This is a genomic window from Solibacillus sp. FSL H8-0523 (assembly GCF_038051985.1).
In the GTDB taxonomy this organism is placed as follows: domain Bacteria; phylum Bacillota; class Bacilli; order Bacillales_A; family Planococcaceae; genus Solibacillus.
Genome location: NZ_CP150291.1, coordinates 2,457,402 through 2,473,337, shown reverse-complemented (window position 1 = coordinate 2,473,337; position 15,936 = coordinate 2,457,402). Strand labels below are relative to the sequence as shown.

At 36.9% G+C, this 15,936-nt stretch carries 16 protein-coding genes; 10 read left to right on the top strand and 6 right to left on the bottom strand.

What is annotated here, in order from left to right; genetic code table 11:
* Window positions 1-331: 331 nt before the first annotated feature.
* Window positions 332-2,416 carry a zinc-ribbon domain-containing protein gene (locus tag NSQ62_RS12340; protein ID WP_341320433.1) on the top strand — a complete coding sequence of 695 codons (2,085 nt, stop codon included), beginning with the start codon at window positions 332-334 and terminating at the stop codon, window positions 2,414-2,416.
* Window positions 2,417-2,795: 379 nt separating this feature from the next.
* Here NSQ62_RS12340 and NSQ62_RS12335 read toward each other — a convergent pair whose 3' ends face one another.
* Complete coding sequence (locus NSQ62_RS12335) at window positions 2,796-3,119, bottom strand: ATPase (protein WP_341320432.1); 324 nt, start codon at window positions 3,117-3,119, stop codon at window positions 2,796-2,798.
* 74 nt (window positions 3,120-3,193) lie between these two features.
* Between NSQ62_RS12335 and NSQ62_RS12330 the strand changes: the two genes are divergently transcribed.
* Entirely contained in the window at window positions 3,194-3,946 is a 753-nt protein-coding gene (locus NSQ62_RS12330; protein ID WP_341320431.1) for a hypothetical protein, read from the top strand.
* 11 nt (window positions 3,947-3,957) lie between these two features.
* Window positions 3,958-4,362, top strand: a complete 405-nt coding sequence (locus NSQ62_RS12325; protein ID WP_341320430.1) for a thioesterase family protein — start codon at window positions 3,958-3,960, stop codon at window positions 4,360-4,362.
* A gap of 163 nt (window positions 4,363-4,525) precedes the next feature.
* Here the strand turns inward: NSQ62_RS12325 and NSQ62_RS12320 are convergent, their stop codons facing one another.
* Window positions 4,526-5,206 (bottom strand): VOC family protein, encoded by a 681-nt coding sequence (locus NSQ62_RS12320; RefSeq protein ID WP_341320429.1) that lies wholly within the window; start codon window positions 5,204-5,206, stop codon window positions 4,526-4,528.
* Between the two features lie 150 nt (window positions 5,207-5,356).
* Here NSQ62_RS12320 and NSQ62_RS12315 point away from each other — a divergent pair, with 150 nt between their 5' ends.
* On the top strand, window positions 5,357-6,244 hold the full coding sequence (locus NSQ62_RS12315) for an alpha/beta hydrolase (protein ID WP_341320428.1): 888 nt from the start codon (window positions 5,357-5,359) through the stop codon (window positions 6,242-6,244).
* Window positions 6,245-6,289: 45 nt separating this feature from the next.
* Here the strand turns inward: NSQ62_RS12315 and NSQ62_RS12310 are convergent, their stop codons facing one another.
* Window positions 6,290-6,688 carry a cobalamin biosynthesis protein CobN gene (locus NSQ62_RS12310; RefSeq protein WP_341320427.1) on the bottom strand — a complete coding sequence of 133 codons (399 nt, stop codon included), beginning with the start codon at window positions 6,686-6,688 and terminating at the stop codon, window positions 6,290-6,292.
* A gap of 347 nt (window positions 6,689-7,035) precedes the next feature.
* Between NSQ62_RS12310 and NSQ62_RS12305 the strand changes: the two genes are divergently transcribed.
* Window positions 7,036-8,301 (top strand): histidine--tRNA ligase, encoded by a 1,266-nt coding sequence (locus tag NSQ62_RS12305; protein ID WP_341323931.1) that lies wholly within the window; start codon window positions 7,036-7,038, stop codon window positions 8,299-8,301.
* 108 nt (window positions 8,302-8,409) lie between these two features.
* Here NSQ62_RS12305 and NSQ62_RS12300 read toward each other — a convergent pair whose 3' ends face one another.
* Window positions 8,410-10,032 carry an FAD-binding protein gene (locus NSQ62_RS12300; RefSeq protein WP_341323930.1) on the bottom strand — a complete coding sequence of 541 codons (1,623 nt, stop codon included), beginning with the start codon at window positions 10,030-10,032 and terminating at the stop codon, window positions 8,410-8,412.
* A gap of 132 nt (window positions 10,033-10,164) precedes the next feature.
* Between NSQ62_RS12300 and NSQ62_RS12295 the strand changes: the two genes are divergently transcribed.
* Window positions 10,165-10,881: a metallophosphoesterase family protein gene (locus tag NSQ62_RS12295; protein ID WP_341320426.1), complete on the top strand. Its 717-nt coding sequence runs from the start codon at window positions 10,165-10,167 to the stop codon at window positions 10,879-10,881.
* 32 nt (window positions 10,882-10,913) lie between these two features.
* On the opposite strand, the gene NSQ62_RS12290 is transcribed toward NSQ62_RS12295, so the two are convergent.
* Entirely contained in the window at window positions 10,914-11,444 is a 531-nt protein-coding gene (locus NSQ62_RS12290) for a TetR/AcrR family transcriptional regulator C-terminal domain-containing protein (RefSeq protein ID WP_341320425.1), read from the bottom strand.
* A 101-nt stretch (window positions 11,445-11,545) separates the two neighbouring features.
* Here NSQ62_RS12290 and NSQ62_RS12285 point away from each other — a divergent pair, with 101 nt between their 5' ends.
* Window positions 11,546-12,376 carry an SDR family oxidoreductase gene (locus tag NSQ62_RS12285; protein ID WP_341320424.1) on the top strand — a complete coding sequence of 277 codons (831 nt, stop codon included), beginning with the start codon at window positions 11,546-11,548 and terminating at the stop codon, window positions 12,374-12,376.
* Window positions 12,377-12,541: 165 nt separating this feature from the next.
* Window positions 12,542-12,751, top strand: a complete 210-nt coding sequence (locus NSQ62_RS12280; RefSeq protein ID WP_341320423.1) for a hypothetical protein — start codon at window positions 12,542-12,544, stop codon at window positions 12,749-12,751.
* Between the two features lie 161 nt (window positions 12,752-12,912).
* Here NSQ62_RS12280 and NSQ62_RS12275 read toward each other — a convergent pair whose 3' ends face one another.
* Complete coding sequence (locus NSQ62_RS12275; RefSeq protein WP_341320422.1) at window positions 12,913-13,986, bottom strand: S-layer homology domain-containing protein; 1,074 nt, start codon at window positions 13,984-13,986, stop codon at window positions 12,913-12,915.
* Between the two features lie 333 nt (window positions 13,987-14,319).
* Here NSQ62_RS12275 and NSQ62_RS12270 point away from each other — a divergent pair, with 333 nt between their 5' ends.
* Both NSQ62_RS12270 and NSQ62_RS12265 read left to right on the top strand, forming a co-directional pair.
* On the top strand, window positions 14,320-14,883 hold the full coding sequence (locus tag NSQ62_RS12270; RefSeq protein ID WP_341320421.1) for a nitroreductase family protein: 564 nt from the start codon (window positions 14,320-14,322) through the stop codon (window positions 14,881-14,883).
* Window positions 14,884-15,232: 349 nt separating this feature from the next.
* Window positions 15,233-15,838: a hypothetical protein gene (locus NSQ62_RS12265; protein ID WP_341320420.1), complete on the top strand. Its 606-nt coding sequence runs from the start codon at window positions 15,233-15,235 to the stop codon at window positions 15,836-15,838.
* Window positions 15,839-15,936 lie beyond the last annotated feature (98 nt).

Here is a 15,936-nt window from a genome sequence, read left to right as displayed (position 1 = left end):
GTTTAATAACGACTTTGATTAATCTGCGAATCGTAATTCGTGAAATTATAAGGTTATCATCATGCGCCACTTTGGTATAATTTTCGATCTTTAAGTGAAAAAGAGAACCCGACAGTAAAGCCGACAAGTCAGTTTTCTAGTGGGATTTTGAATTTGAGTACGTTTAATCTGGGATACTGTATTGTTGAATTAAATTAATTTAATGTTAGATTTGGAAATGATCTGATGATGCGATAAAAATATAAAATTCATTAATTAATTGTCAGACTTTAAAAATTAACACGAGTATAATATAGATAACATTAGAAGTTTATAGTAGAGGAGAGAAAAAATGAGGAAAGTCTCTAAAGAAAAATCGATTGCTACTCTCTATCCTGAATTGTTAACAGAATGGTATTATGAAAAAAATCAAAATATTACATTACCCACTGAAGTTTCAAAAGGTAGTCATATTAAAGTATGGTGGATTTGTAATAAAGGTCATTTTTATGAAAAAGTAGTTAAGGAAAAAGTTAAAGGTAAAGGTTGCCCGTATTGTGCAAATAAAAAAGCTAATATAGAAAATTGCCTATTAACCGTTTATCCGGAAATTGCAAAAGAGTGGGATCATGAAAAAAACTTAAATACACCTAAAGAAGTTTTACCAGGGAGTTCAAAAAAAGTATGGTGGATTTGCCCTAAACAACATAGTTATTTTGCTAGTATAGCAGGGAGGAAAAGAGGTAGAGGTTGCCCGTATTGTGCTAATTTAAAAATTAATGAACAGAACTCATTTGCAAAGTTATACCCTGAAATAGCATCTGAATGGCATTATGATAAAAATAATAAACTTTTACCTACTCAAATCCCCCCAGGTACATCGAAAAAAATTTGGTGGAAATGTGCAAATAATCACTCTTATCAAATGACTGTATATAATCGTGTGAAAGCTCAGGGTTGTCCTAAATGCTCAAATAAAATTGTGCACAAAGACTATAACTTAAATGTGACTAATCCATCATTAGCAAAAGAATGGCACCCAACGAAAAATAATCAATTATTACCAGATAATGTATCACCAAATGCTAATAAAAAAGTATGGTGGATTTGTGCGAAAAAACATGAATGGGAAGCATATATTTCTAATAGAAACGGGAAAAATTCTGGCTGTCCATATTGTAAAAATTTATTTGCTTCAGATGAAACTTGTTTGGCCAATATTCGTCCGGATTTAGCACTTGATTGGGATAATGAAAAAAATAATGGAATTACAGCCAAGGATGTATTACCTTTCTCTAATAAACGGTATTGGTGGATATGCCCAGAAGGACATAGCTATGAAAAAGTTGTAGCAGATAGATCTTTAAAAGGCTCTGGTTGCCCTCTATGCTATAAACTATCAGGAAGTTCTTTTCCTGAATTTTCATTGTATTATTATTTGAAAAAGAGTGGACTGACTGTATCACATAGAGAAATCATTAGGGTTGATGATGTATCATTCGAAGCAGATATATTATTACCTTCGATTCAAACAATTATAGAATATGACGGTAAGAAGTGGCATTTAGGTAAAGAAGATAAAGATAGAGAAAAAAATCTTTTCTTTAAAAAAAATGGCTATTCGACTGTTAGAGTTAGAGAGGCACCACTGACACAAATAGATGAATCTTGGAATTATCTTTTTGAGCCATCCAATCTTGAAAGCTATGCTAGTATGATTTTTGATATTTTTAACCATTTAAAAATACCAATTAATTTTAAGGATATTTTTACAAATAATGATTTAATAGATATTCGAACGAATTTTTATCATGTAAAAAGGGCAAATTCAATTGCAACTATTGAACCTAAACTACTACAACAATGGCATTCAACAAAAAATACTGGATTAAATCCGAATTTCATATCAACAGGATCGAATGTAGAGATAATTTGGGAATGTGAAAAGGGGCATGAGTATTCAATGAATGTTAAATCCCGTATGCGAGGTAGAGGCTGCCCATTCTGTACTGGAAAACGAGTAAATGAAAGTAACTCTTTTGCGGCTATTTATCCAGAGTTGGTGAACCAATGGGATAGTAGTAATATCATCTCTCCGTATGAAGTTACAGCGGGATCTAAAAAAGTAGTTACTTGGCGTTGTCCTAACGGTCCAGACCATATTTGGGAAACTCCCGTTTACTCAAGGAAATCGTTTAGTTGTCCGTATTGTCAAGGTAGGCGTGTTAGCATTACAAATAATTTAGCTGTTACCTATCCTCAACTTGCAAAAGAATGGCATCCTAGTAAAAATGATAATCTAACACCGTGGGATGTTACTAAAGGTATGAGTAAAAAAGTTTGGTGGCAATGTGCTGAAGGCCATGAATGGGAAGAGTCCTTGAATCAAAGATCAAATAAAAAAAGTACTTGTAGAGTATGTAATCAGAAGCAATAAGAAGTTGTTTTGTTAACTAATTGAAGTGAATGTTTTGATTTTTAAAGATTTGTTTTTTTAATAATTTTATTTAATTGTAGATGTTTTTATTAAAGTCTAAGCAGTGAAACGACTAAGCCCGTTTCACTGCTTTTTTAATATGTATTAAACGTTAAAGAAAAAAATTGAATAAAGATAAGGACTATGAAAATTGAAAGATAGACCCAGTGTGATTTATATGAAATGGGCTTGGAATTAACTAATTATAGCTATGAAGACGCGACTACACTGGGTATAAATTTGGGCAGAATGTAACGTGGAAATATCCTATCCATTACAGGAATGCCTCAAAATAAAATAAATGAAAAAAAGCACACCACCTAAGAGCGATGTGCCAATGTTAAGCTAATTTTTCTTCCTCTTGCCATTTTACGTAATTGTAATAGGCTTGCACGATAAAAATGATGCCGGCAAAAATGACAAAACCAATAAATAATGCGTCCAAACCTAGTAAAAAATACATGAGCACAATATAAACAAGTAGCAATGGAAGTGAATAAATCGTACGCCAAAATTTTCGGCGATAAGATAAGCCGTAATAGGCAATTTTAAAACCTTGATCGACTTTCGGTTTATTACGATAATATCTTCTGAATCCAATTGTTAGTATTAAAATAATGACTAAATTGATCCCTAAACTAATCCAAAGGCCAGAATCATTCATGCTGTCTGTTCATCTCCTCTATTCTGAATCTTTGCGTTATAATTACAATTATAGCAAATTAAGGGGTGAGTGCAATGATGCCAGGGGATTTGATTGGCTTTCTTTTTATCGGTGCGTGTATGCTCGTAGTCATTGTAATCGTGGCATTGATTTTTAGAAAACGGAAAAAGGTTACGCTCGTGATCAGTACGCTTTTAATTATCAGCTACAGTATCTATTTTTTTGCTTTTCCATCGATTCAACAATATAAACATAAAAAAAGTTATGCTGAGTTGAGTGAATATTTACAACAACAGTATCCTACGCAACAATTTAATGTCATTCCGGAAGAATATGAGCTAGGCATTGCCGCCGGGGATTTTTATATTAATGATGTGCGTACACCAAATCGCGGCGTCATGATGCGCGTGAAAGATAATAAACAAGTCGTGCAGATAGCTACTTGGAGTAATCCCGTAGAAAAGCAACAAGATGTGTGGCAAGAATTATTACTTCATTATAATGAAATTTATCAGCTCGGTCAGTCAATAGATAAAATTCAAAAGCTTGCCTATTATGAAGACGGCCGCTTTACGGTATTTGGGTTAAAGGTCGATGAAAAGCTGGCGATTGCCGTGTTTGATTATTTTGAGGGGGGCTACAGTTTAGAACTAATGGAAGAATTTGCGTATGCGGATGTGGTCCATCTGAGTCATAACGACCAGTTGCTTGTTTTTGTTACAGATGACAATACGGCATCTACACTTGAAATCATGCTTGAAAATGGGGAACAAAGGTCATTAGACGTTATGCCTAAACAGGCGCAAATACTTGTGGAAGACTTATAGGGGGAGTTCAAATGGAGAAAGTATTATTAGCACAAAAGGATATTCAAATTAATGCCTACGATATTGATGCAATGGGGATTGTCAGTAATATTGTGTACGTACGTTGGTTTGAAGACTTACGTATGGCATTTTTAAACGAACATTATCCTTTAGCAGAAATGATGGCAATCAAAATTTCACCGATTTTAATGCGAACGGAAATCGATTATAAAGTGCCGCTAACGATTTTTGATCAACCGATTGGACGTTGCTGGATGGTGAAGTCTGGGCAATCCAGCTGGGAAATGGAATTTGAAATTGCGACTGATAAAGTGCATTGTATCGGCAAGCAAAAGGGCTGTTTCTATGACTTAAAAAACAAAAAGGTAGCGAGAATCCCAGAGCGCTTGCAAAGCTTATTTTCTAGTGAAGGCTAAGTTAGTTATTCGAAAGCATGTATCAATCTCGAAAAAAGCTGTTTATTCTTATAAATTAAGAGAGCTATGCATATGTTGTTAAAGACAATAAGCTAAATGAATTTTTACTCTCAATTCAAATGCCCCTAATCGCTGTATTATCAGTTATTGGGGCATTTTTCTATTATAATTTTATTATGTGAAATTGAAGATTATCGTCTATTGTGATTTGGATTCCTGAATCTAAAAGGATTTCTTGCGGGTATACAACAGCTTCCTTTTTTGAAAAAAACCATCTTCTTTTAGCATCTACTAATAACAAATAAACAGGGTGCTTTCTAGTACCAATAAAAGAAAGTGAATTCGTTGAAATCTGTTGTTGATCCCGTTCAGATAAGGCCATTTTGTTTAGTTCATTGGCAACAGTAATTTTGTCTTCAACAACTAAACTCATTTCAGACATTTTAATGACATGGTCAATTGTGAAAGGTAAATTACTTTTTGGGCTATCCTCAAGCCGTGAAATAAATTCAACAATGTTACCAGCAGGGTCTTCAAAATAAAGTGATCTTGCTTTAATACTGTCGAAATAAACTTCATCTTCATCATTTTCAGTAGAAAGCTGTACTTTCTGTTTAATCCATTCTTTAGCACTATTAAATTGATTACTTGGAATATCAAAAGCAAAATGATAGAAAGGATTTTTGGTTACCCGTTCATCGCTAAACGTAACGACAGTTAATCCAGTTTGAATAGTAAATTTATTATGAGCTTCTTCAAGAACCTTAAAACCTAAAATACTTTCATAAAAAAACTTCATAGCGTTCAATTGGTTTGTTTGAAGTTTTACTAGAATAATATCCAACGTCATCACCTCGATTTAAATTCTAATAAAATCATAGCAAATTCCACTTTTCGATAATATTGGACCTTTGAATGAACAGGAACCACTTAATTTTTCTTTAAAACAAGTAAATGAGATTGTTTTTGTAAGGAAATTAAAAGGGGGAGTTTTGTGCGTAGCTGGCAAAGTGTAGCATTTGAAAAGTTTTTACGATTGCGCGGAACGAAGAAAAAATTTCAACATGCACAGTTGATGGATGATTTTATTGCGAGTAAATACAACGATCCAGCATATCAATTAGATGAATCCTACCGGGTCAAGCAGGACATTTTGAAAAACGAAATAAATGGCATGCGCTATTATACGATTAATGAACAACGTCAACCAGAAAAAGTGATTTACTATTTTCACGGTGGTGCGTACATTAATGACCCATTAAGCTTTCATTGGCGCTATTTGGTGAAGCTTGCCCGTACAACAGAATTTACGATTGTTGTTCCGATTTATCCGAAATTACCACGCTATACGGTTGTAGAATGCTATGAGGCGATTCATGCATTGTATGACCGACTTCTCGAAAAATATGACACAACGTTTTTATTCATGGGTGATTCAGCGGGCGGTGGGCTAGCGCTGGGCTTAGCGCAGGACGTGAAGCGGTTAGGAAAAAAGCAACCGCAGCATGTAATCTTGCATTCCGCATGGCTGGATGTGACAGGTGAGGACCCGCGCTATGAGCACATCGAAAAGCTAGATCCCATGTTAGGTGTGCAAGGAGCGCAAAGACTCGGGAAAATGTGGGCAAAAAACGCAGGGGTCAAAAATCACATTGTTAGCCCGCTATACGGGGAGCTTCACGATATCGGCCAAATCACGCTATTTGTTGGGACGGCAGAGCTCTTATATGTGGATGCGCAGCTACTCCTCGAAAAAGCAAAGCAACAAGGCGTGGATATCCATTATTTTGAGTACGAAAAAATGAATCACGTTTTCCCGGTATTTCCAATTCCAGAAGCGAAAAAAGCGTTTCAGGAGCTAGTGGCTATTATTAAAGAATAACAACGTAAACCATGCGTAAGTATCTCTTTGATACGCACGCATGGTTTATTTGCTGAGCGAGATTTCTGTCACAATTTTTGTGATGGGTAAATACGAGATTGTGCAATTGTACTGACCATCTTCAACTTCTTTAAAACGACTGGACTTAATCGAATAAGTTTTGTCGCCAATCGTCACATCGGTTGAATCCATACTATTGCCATTACCAGTCACATATTCAAGCGAACACGCGCCAGACGTTGACTTGGTTTGTCCACTTTTTAAAAAGTAAAAGTCAACACTATAAATGCTAGCAACAACGAGTGTAAATACGAGTAAAACGCCGAGCATAATTGCTGGCAACGTGTTTTGTTGCTTTAGCTTCAACGTTTTGATGAAGACTACGAGTACGATAATAAATAAGAGAATAAACACAATAAGCCCACTATAAAATCCTAGTAACATTCGCGTAGCCTCCTTTTTCGTTCATTAGTTATTATACGGATAAACGAACCACCGCGTTTCGTAGAATTGTGAATTTTTAGCAAATTAAGTTGCGCATCGGAAATTTTTGCTGTATAGTCTGTAATTAAATCGAAAGGGGAAGATTTTATGCAGTCAAATTGGCAACTTTCACTTAGTTCTAAACACCATCATCATAAATAAAAGTCTTGCTATCTTTATTAATTTTTTAATATCGAATAGGAAGACTTTTCGTCGTGAAATCGTATAATAAAGCCGTTTTGGAGCTTTATACTTATACGATTTTTTTATTTGCCTAAAATGAAAAGGAGAGAATGAAAATGAAGAAAATGGATTATCAAAATGTACGTGGAACACAGGATTTTTTACCAGAACAAGAGAGTGTACGTCGTAAAATTCGCCGCATATTAGAAGACACATTTATACGATATGGCTGTAAACCGATTGAAACACCAATTATCAATTACACAGAGCTGATGGCGTCGAAATATGCAGGTGGTGCGGAAATTCTGCAAGAAATGTATACATTAACGGATCGTGGTGAACGTGATTTAGCTCTACGTTATGATTTAACCATTCCGTTCGCAAAGGTCGTTGCGATGAATCCACAGCTTGCCATGCCTTTTAAACGCTATGAAATCGGAAAGGTATTCCGTGATGGCCCAATAAAAGCAGGGCGATTCCGAGAATTCACGCAATGCGATGTCGATATCGTGGGTGTCGAATCACAAGCAGCAGAAGCCGAACTGATGATGATGGCCATGGATGCGTTTGAAGAGTTAGCGGTCCCAATTACGATTCAATACAATAACCGCAAATTATTATACGGCTTACTACAGATGTTTGAGGTGCCTGAAAATGTCATGAATCGTGTCATTTTAATTTTAGATAAAATGGAGAAAATCAATCGCACGACATTAGTGAAAGAATTAAAGGAACTTTCACTCACAGAGAAATCACTAGCCCAAATCGAACACTTTTTAGATGCCGTACCTAGCCTTGCGTATTTTGAAAATTATCAGGAGCAAAATCGTTTTATCGCTGAGGGTGTGACGGAAGTTCGTGAATTAATGGATTATTTACAAGCGCTGCAAATTGATCAACTATGCATCTTCAATCCATTTTTAGCGCGAGGCTTAGAAATTTACACCGGTACGATTTACGAAATTTTCTTAGCAGATGGCAAGATTAAATCAAGCATTGGGAGTGGCGGGCGTTATGATAATGCGATTGGGGGACTGATTGGCACCGACGAATCATTCGCTACAGTCGGCATCTCATTTGGATTAGATGTGATTTATACCGCGCTTGACCTCGCTGGGAAAGTTGAACAAAATCCACGTGAAATCGACATTTATATTATCCCGATGAACACGGAAAAACAAGCCTTGCAACTAGCGAGCTTCTTCCGAAAAACCGGTAAGCGTGTGGAAGTGGAACTTTCCGGGAAAAAGGTTCGTAAGGCAATGGACAAAGCGAATCGCGAAAATGTCGGGAAAGTAATTGTCTTAGGGGAAAATGAAATCAACGCCAATAAAATTGCCATTAAAGACATGGAAAGTGGTTGTGTGGACGAGATGGAATTTAAGTTTTAGATGGAAAAGCTAATTGGAAATGAGCAAATCAAATAGAAAATGCCCACTTGATTGGGAAGTGGGCATTTTCATTATCTACACCCAATTGGTTGGCTGCAGCTTAATTAATTACACTTCTACTGTGTGCACACTAGAAGCTACATTTGCTATATGACGTGCAGCACGTCGTCCAGAAAACATTCCATCTGCAAGTGATAATCCACTAAGATAACTATTTGAGCAAATGCCTACCGCAGTACGACCCGCAGCATATAAACCGCTAATTTCTGAACCGTCTGCACGAAGCACTTCTCCAGTTTCCTCGTTTACACGTAAGCCACCTAAAGTTAAAGCCGGAGCTGGGTTAAACGGAGAATTTTTTATCGATACATTTACACAATAAAATGGTGGACGTAATAAAGGCGTTGCTGCTTCATTTGTTTTGTGCATTGGCTCATCTTTGCCTAAAAAGATGGCGTTATTATATTCAGTAATTGTGTCCACAACTACTTCTTCTGGTAGCTTCACTTTCTTTGCTAGTTCAGCAATTGAATTGGCTTTGTAATGACCTAATTTAAACAGGTACTGCATCATTAATGCTTGGAATGATAGTGACTCTTTTGGCCCATTACGCTTTGCTGCTTCCCAAATTTCACGGTCAACAAAAAGATAGCCTTTTCCATCATGCTGATCAACCATTTTTTTAGTAAATGTTGCTCCGTATAAATCTTCATTTAATATCCTTTGTCCGTTACCATCAACTACGACGCCGCGAATGAAATCAGAAGGAGGTGACAAGAAGCGCCAGATAGATAGACTGTCCATATGAGCAACATCTCCACCAACTTTTTGACCTAATTGAATACCGTAGCCACTATCATGAACGGTTCCAAGTGCCATCGTATGATCTGCTTTGCCACCATATTTTTTCACCATTTCACTGTTAAAAATAAAGCCTCCTGAGCTAAGTATAACGCCAGTTGCATAGGCTTCGTAATCTTTTGCCGACTCTTCCCAAATAGAATTGCTGAGTTTATCCATTTTTTCTCCGAGTGGCTTGATATATTTCCCGTAGTTCGTTCCAATTTTTGAATAGCGAGTATGTTTTTCATTTGTGAAATTTTTAACGCCGCGGTATTTAATGCCTACTACTGCATCGTCTTCAACAATTAAATCCGTAATTTTACATAAAGGTTGAAATGTGATAGTTGGCTGTTTTTTTGCATAGTTAAGTAACGTTTCCATTAACACCTTCCCTGAATCAAGCCCCTTCGCAACGGTACGATGTCCACGAGGCGCAGGGGTTGCGTGGTTTTTATACGGATATGATTTTTCATTGCCTGAGTAATATAAATAAAATTGATCGTTTGGATAAGAAGTTTTATATGGGCAAACGGTCCCTTGGAATTTGACACCTTTTGCTTTAAGCCAATCAATTGAAGCTGGACTTTCCTCACAAAAACGTCTAACCGTTTCATCTTTTACAACGCCAGCCGTTTCTTGAATTAAATAGTTGTACATATTGTCGATTGAATCCTCAACTCCTGCTTCAAGCTGAGTACTTGTACCACCACCCGCATATACGACACCACCAGAAATTCCACTTGTACCACCACCATAAGCCACATCGATTAACAACACTGTTTGTCCTTGTTCAGCTGCTTCTAAGCTTGCACAAACGCCTGCCATCCCAGCACCAACAACAATTACATCAAATTTTTCATTATTCATCATTTGACACTCCTTTTGTATAGTAATTCCATTTTAGTTAGTATATTCACACAAATAGGCTATTACTAAACATTTCTGAAAATAAATAATTACAACGTGGTATTATAGAAGAAATGAAATATATGTTCCACTAATTGGAAATAGGAATGGTAGATGATTTTTGTGAGCAATCTATTCGTAGTAAGTGATATTCATGGACATTTGAAACAGTTTGAAGAAATCTTAACGCATTGGAACCCAGAGGATACGCTTGTGGTTTTAGGTGATTTAATCGATCGAGGGCCACAATCCTTACAGGTCATTGAAAAAGTGATCGAACTTAATCAAACATATGGCGATAAAGTCGTTTTTCTTAAAGGCAATCATGAAGACATGCTGTTGAACTTTTTAAATAATCCAACTGAAAAGCAGGTGCATTATTATGTCAACGGTGGTTTAGAAACGATGCAAAATCTCTTAGCACAACTGCCGGATACTACTTCGAACGAGTCCTATCCAGTACAAGCTGAAGCAGTGAAAACGCATTTCAAGGCGCAGCTCGAATTTTTAGCGACAGCACCAACTCATCAGATTATCGGTAATGTACTATTCACACATGCCGGCTTTAACTCGGAATTTGCGACGCTCGATGAAACAACAGAACGGGAATTTATTTGGATACGCAAACACTTTTTACAAGCCAACAAAACACCATACGTTAATGTATTCGGCCATACACCAGTTTCGTATATTCATGAATCAAATGATGTCTGGGTAAGTGAAGATAAACGCTATATTGCAATTGATGGTGGTTGCTATATGAGCGGGCAGCTGAATGCCGTGCTGTTAAATTATGATGGGCAACTACTCGAAATCTATAAAGTTCAGTAACTAATAGCGCTATGTCCATCGGTGACATAGCGCTACATTTTTGATATTACTGATTGAGCGTTCGAAATACTCGCTAAATCACTGGCAATCATGTCAATCGGTTTTTGGCAATCTTGCTTAATCCATTCGATAAAATAGCCCATTGTGCCGTATGCCGTAAACGTCGCAATCGCTTCATGCTGGATATGTATGAATAATGCTTCATATAGGTAATGAAACAGGCGATCTTTGAAAGCATCATCCTGGCAGAGCTCTTTATAAAACGTTTTATTTTGATAAATATGTGTGCAAATTTGTATGGTCACGTTTTTCGGGTCATCATCGCTTTCATTTGTCCCATAATAATAGGAAACCAATTGCGCTAATTTTTCCTCTGTGATGAGCTGTAACACTTCATATTTATCTTGAAAATGTAAGTAAAATGTCGATCGGTTAACACCCGCATGTGTAGCAATTTGCTTGACTGAAATTTTATCAGGTGCGTGCGTCTTTAATAGTTCTCTATACGAGGTTAGAATGTATTGCTTCATAGAATGGTGTGCAAGATATTCGCGCTTATGCATAATTTCAGCTCCTTCTATAGACACTTTACTACACAATGTTGTTTGAATCGAACGAAAACGTGCAATATAATGAAGGTAACTTTAGAATTGGAGGTTTCCACATGACGAACTTATATGTAATTACTGGTGGTACAGGCGGTATGGGTAAAGCAACAGCAATGCGCCTAGCAAAGGGTAATGCATTTTTACTTGCAGATATGAACGAAGAACGTTTAGCACAAATAGCTGAGGAACTGACAGCAGCAGGTGCTGTACAAGTGGAATACATGATTGCCGATATTTCAAAACGTGAATCTGTGAAAGCGCTTGCGGACAAAGCTGCATCAATGGGAGAGCTCGTTGGTTTAGTACACACAGCAGGTCTTTCACCAACAATGGCAGATTGGAAAAAAATTATGGAAGTGAACGCAGTCGGGACAGCGTATATTTTAGATGAATTCATTCATTTAGCAGGTCCAAAAACATCGGCTGTGATGATTTCTTCAATGAGTGCACATATGGTACCGGCAACACCTGAAATGCGCGCGGCATTAAAAAATCCATTAGACGAAGCATTCATGGCAACGATGGAACAAATGAGTCAAGGTACGCCTGGAGGGTCATACACTACTTCAAAACTAGCAGTGATCGAGATGGTAAAAGACTTAGCATGGGCATGGGGCGAAAAGGGTGCACGTTTAAACTCGATTTCACCAGGAACAATCGATACAGCAATGGGCCGTCAAGAAAAAGAAGAGAGCCAACAAATGGCCGTACTGTTAGCGCACACACCATTACGTCGTGAAGGCGATGCCGATGAAATCGCGAAAGCAGTAGAATTTTTACTAAGTGATGCGGCATCTTATATAACAGGAACGGATCTATTAGTAGATGGCGGTACGATCGCGAATATGGCACGTATGCGTCAGGCTATGCAGCAGAATCAACAATAAAATAGTAGGGGCTGGGACAGGGTTAGTGTCTGTCCACAAACAATCAAAATCGAGTAAAAAGCGACCGTAGAATTATACAGTCGCTTTTTACTTATAATTTTATATCAAGCAGATCAATTGGGTGGTAAAATTTAGTTGAAATACTTATATGAAAGAAGGTATTCAATGGAAGTATTATTAACTAGTGTTTTTTCTGCCATCATTATAATTATTACTGTCTATTTTATGATAAAGGTATTCATCATTGCTTATAAGAGGAAGGAAATATCACTTCAGAAATTTATTGTTTTTTCAACGACTTCAATTGTAATAGGTGTAACCATCGCTTCCGTATTACCCGCTGGTTATCAAAAAATATTTGATTACATCTACTAACTCTTTAAAAAGGACCTGCTATATCTGCCCACACAAAAACTCGAAATTGCGTCATGCAGTTTCGAGTTTTTGTGCTTTATAGACGCAGAGATTAACCTTCACGCCAAATGCTGCACCCATTTATTTGAATGTGCTATCAAAAAATTTTGGCAACCTGTAAATTAACGTAAGTCGTAATCAACTAATTCCCACATAACTTTTGCATTTTCAAACACTTTTACAATACCATAGCCTTCAATCACATAAAAAGTCCATGTAGAGCCATATGAATAGGTAGATGTTACCTTTAATGCGTTAGTGAATGTTTTGCCGTCCACTTTGATTGGCTGATCGAAAATTACTTTTGTTTTTTCTGTATGCTGTGTAACAAAGTCATTCATATCTGTGATTTTTTGTGTGCGAACTTTATTTTCTTCCATTCCTTCAATATCATATAAATTAAAGAAAACCCAGTCCGATCCTTCTACATAAACGGATAAACCACGCATGTTAATGTCCCAGTCTTTAAACTCCGAATCGCCGTTACGGAGAATGTTAAATGATACATAGTCAGTTTCATTGAAGAAATTGTGTTTATATTTCGCGTAGCTAAGTTTCGTCGCCGAATACTTTGAAAGCGATGTTATTTTACGATTAGCAAGAACAGGCTCTTTCCCATATAAAGAGCGGTATAAAAATGTTGAAAACTGCATACGTGTCACATGTGTTTTCGGTTTAAATGTGCCGTCTGTATAACCTGATGTAATGCCTTTTGCTACTAATGCACCCACAAACATATTTGAAACATGCGTTTTTGGCACATCTTTAAATTTTGTCGTCTGCTCTACTTTTAAATTTAATAAACGCGTGAACACGATTGCTATTTGCTCACGTGTAACTGGGTTATTTGGCATGAACTTTCCATCTGCACCGTTAATGATGTCCGCACGGTATAATGCTTGAATTGCACTGTAGTACTTATGCGTTTTCGGCACATCTTTAAACGTACCAACAGGACGAACTGCCTTTAAATCAAACGCACGGTTTAAAAATACGGCCATTTCACCGCGTGTAACTTTTCGATTTGGCGTAAATGTTTTAGCACTTGTCCCACTTACTAAACCTTCCGCAACCAACTTCTCTAAAATCCCATTTTGCGTGCGATCTGTTACGTCATTAAACTGCACAGCTGCTAATGATTGGGTTGGTACTGCTAGCATTAAAACTAGAATCAATGTCATAATAATTTTTTTCATTATGTACTCCTTTATGTTTAAGTATAATTGAATAATAGCATTAAATTATCAAGGAAATATCTGATTAGTGATTTTTTTACTAAAATAAGGATTTAATGACAGAAGAAAGTTATTAAAGGCTAAAAAACTTAGATAGGAAAACAGATTGCGATACGAAGATAACCTTAAAATTTTTAATTCCAATCCTCTAATATATCTCCATCAATTTCTAAAGTTCTTAACATAACTTACTTACAATAATGTGCTTACTTTTTGTAAGTCTTTTTCCTTGCAAACTTGTTTAAATAATTTAAAATGTAAAAGGAAGTTAAATACAACTAGGGGGATTTTATCATGACATTCCAAGCAAAAGATTACCGTAAAGCTGAACACGAAATTGCAGACTTATTTTTAAATCGCTGGTCTCCACGTTCTTATGCTAACAAACCAGTAGCTGACGACGTATTAAATCGACTATTCGAAGCAGCTCGTTGGGCACCATCTTCAGGTAACAACCAACCTTGGCGCTTCATCGTTGCTAAAACAGAAGCGGACCTTGAAAAATTCCATCCAATCTTAATGGAAGGAAACTTAGTATGGGCTAAAAATGCACCCGTATTAGCAATAGTAGTTTCTGATAATACAAAAGGATCAAATGAATTTGATGCTGGCGCAGCTTGGGGATTCCTGTCATTACAAGCAGCTAAAGAAGGCTTAATCACTCATCCAATGAGCGGTATTTATAAAGATGTGGCGAAGGAAGCATTACATATTCCTGAAAACTTCGATGTACAATTAGCAATCGCGATTGGTTACCAAGGTGAAAAAGAACTGCTTTCTCCCGAATTACAAGCGCGCGAAACACCATCAAGTCGTCGCCCATTAGAAGAAATTTTATTTGAAGGTTCTTTCAAATAATCTCGGGTAAATTAAATAACCTAAACAAGCCGTTCAGCTTTTAAACTGAACGGCTTGTTTTAGAAACCGCACTTACCCCTCACCACAAATTCTCGTAAATTCACGCCATTATAATGACAACATGCATTGTTTGATGAAGATTTTGGCGATAGATTGATTCATAATCGGTAGCAACTATAGTGTATTACCATTTCTTTACATAATAGTATGGATACTGTAAGATAATATTATAAAGTAACCTAAGGGGCGACTAGTTCGAATAGGGACAGTTTTCGTATGTTTCTAAAGAGGGCGATTTGTAGTATGGGTTTTCAGCTACTATTCGTATTTGATAAAAGGGGGAAATAAGATGCCGATTTTAGAAAGTTTACGCCAGGTGGAGAGTGAAATGTTTGATGATCATCACCCTTTAGCCTTGGAGCCGTTAGCAATGCGAGAGGCCTATGCAATTGGTTATACGATGCTAGCATGTGTGAATGGATATCCGAGTGAAATCGTGAAAAAACAGCTGAAGCGTGAAATTATAGCACTAGGTCTACCATCAAAGTTTCGTAAAACAGCGATAGAAATTGCAATTAATGCTGATCCGGATGTTATTTATCAAATACTCGCAATGATCGTGGAGCCTAGATACAAATATATTTTCATGCTTGATTTGTACGAATATGCGTTTCAGGACCAAAAGGTGACGGAGCAGGAGCAGGAGTTTTTACTGTTATTTGAGCGACTGCTTCAGCTAAGCGCTGAGGATTTACATTTTGTGCGTGGCTTCCGATTAGCGATGTTAAAAAAGGATGCTGAGCTTGCATCAAAGGTTGTGCAAGAGGCTGTTTCTTGTGGATTAACGATTCCATTTCAAGAGCTTCATTATTTTTTAAAGAGCTTTGAATATTGGAAACATGAAGCGCCAAAGGAGACGGAGGTAGCTCCAACGTACCGTTCAAAGGTGCGCTAAATGAAGTCAGTTGCAACCGGTGCGAGTAATTGGAGTAACCATGCACGCTGCTGTAAAAGTTGTACCACCGTTGAAATTAGCCTAAATGATGCGCATCT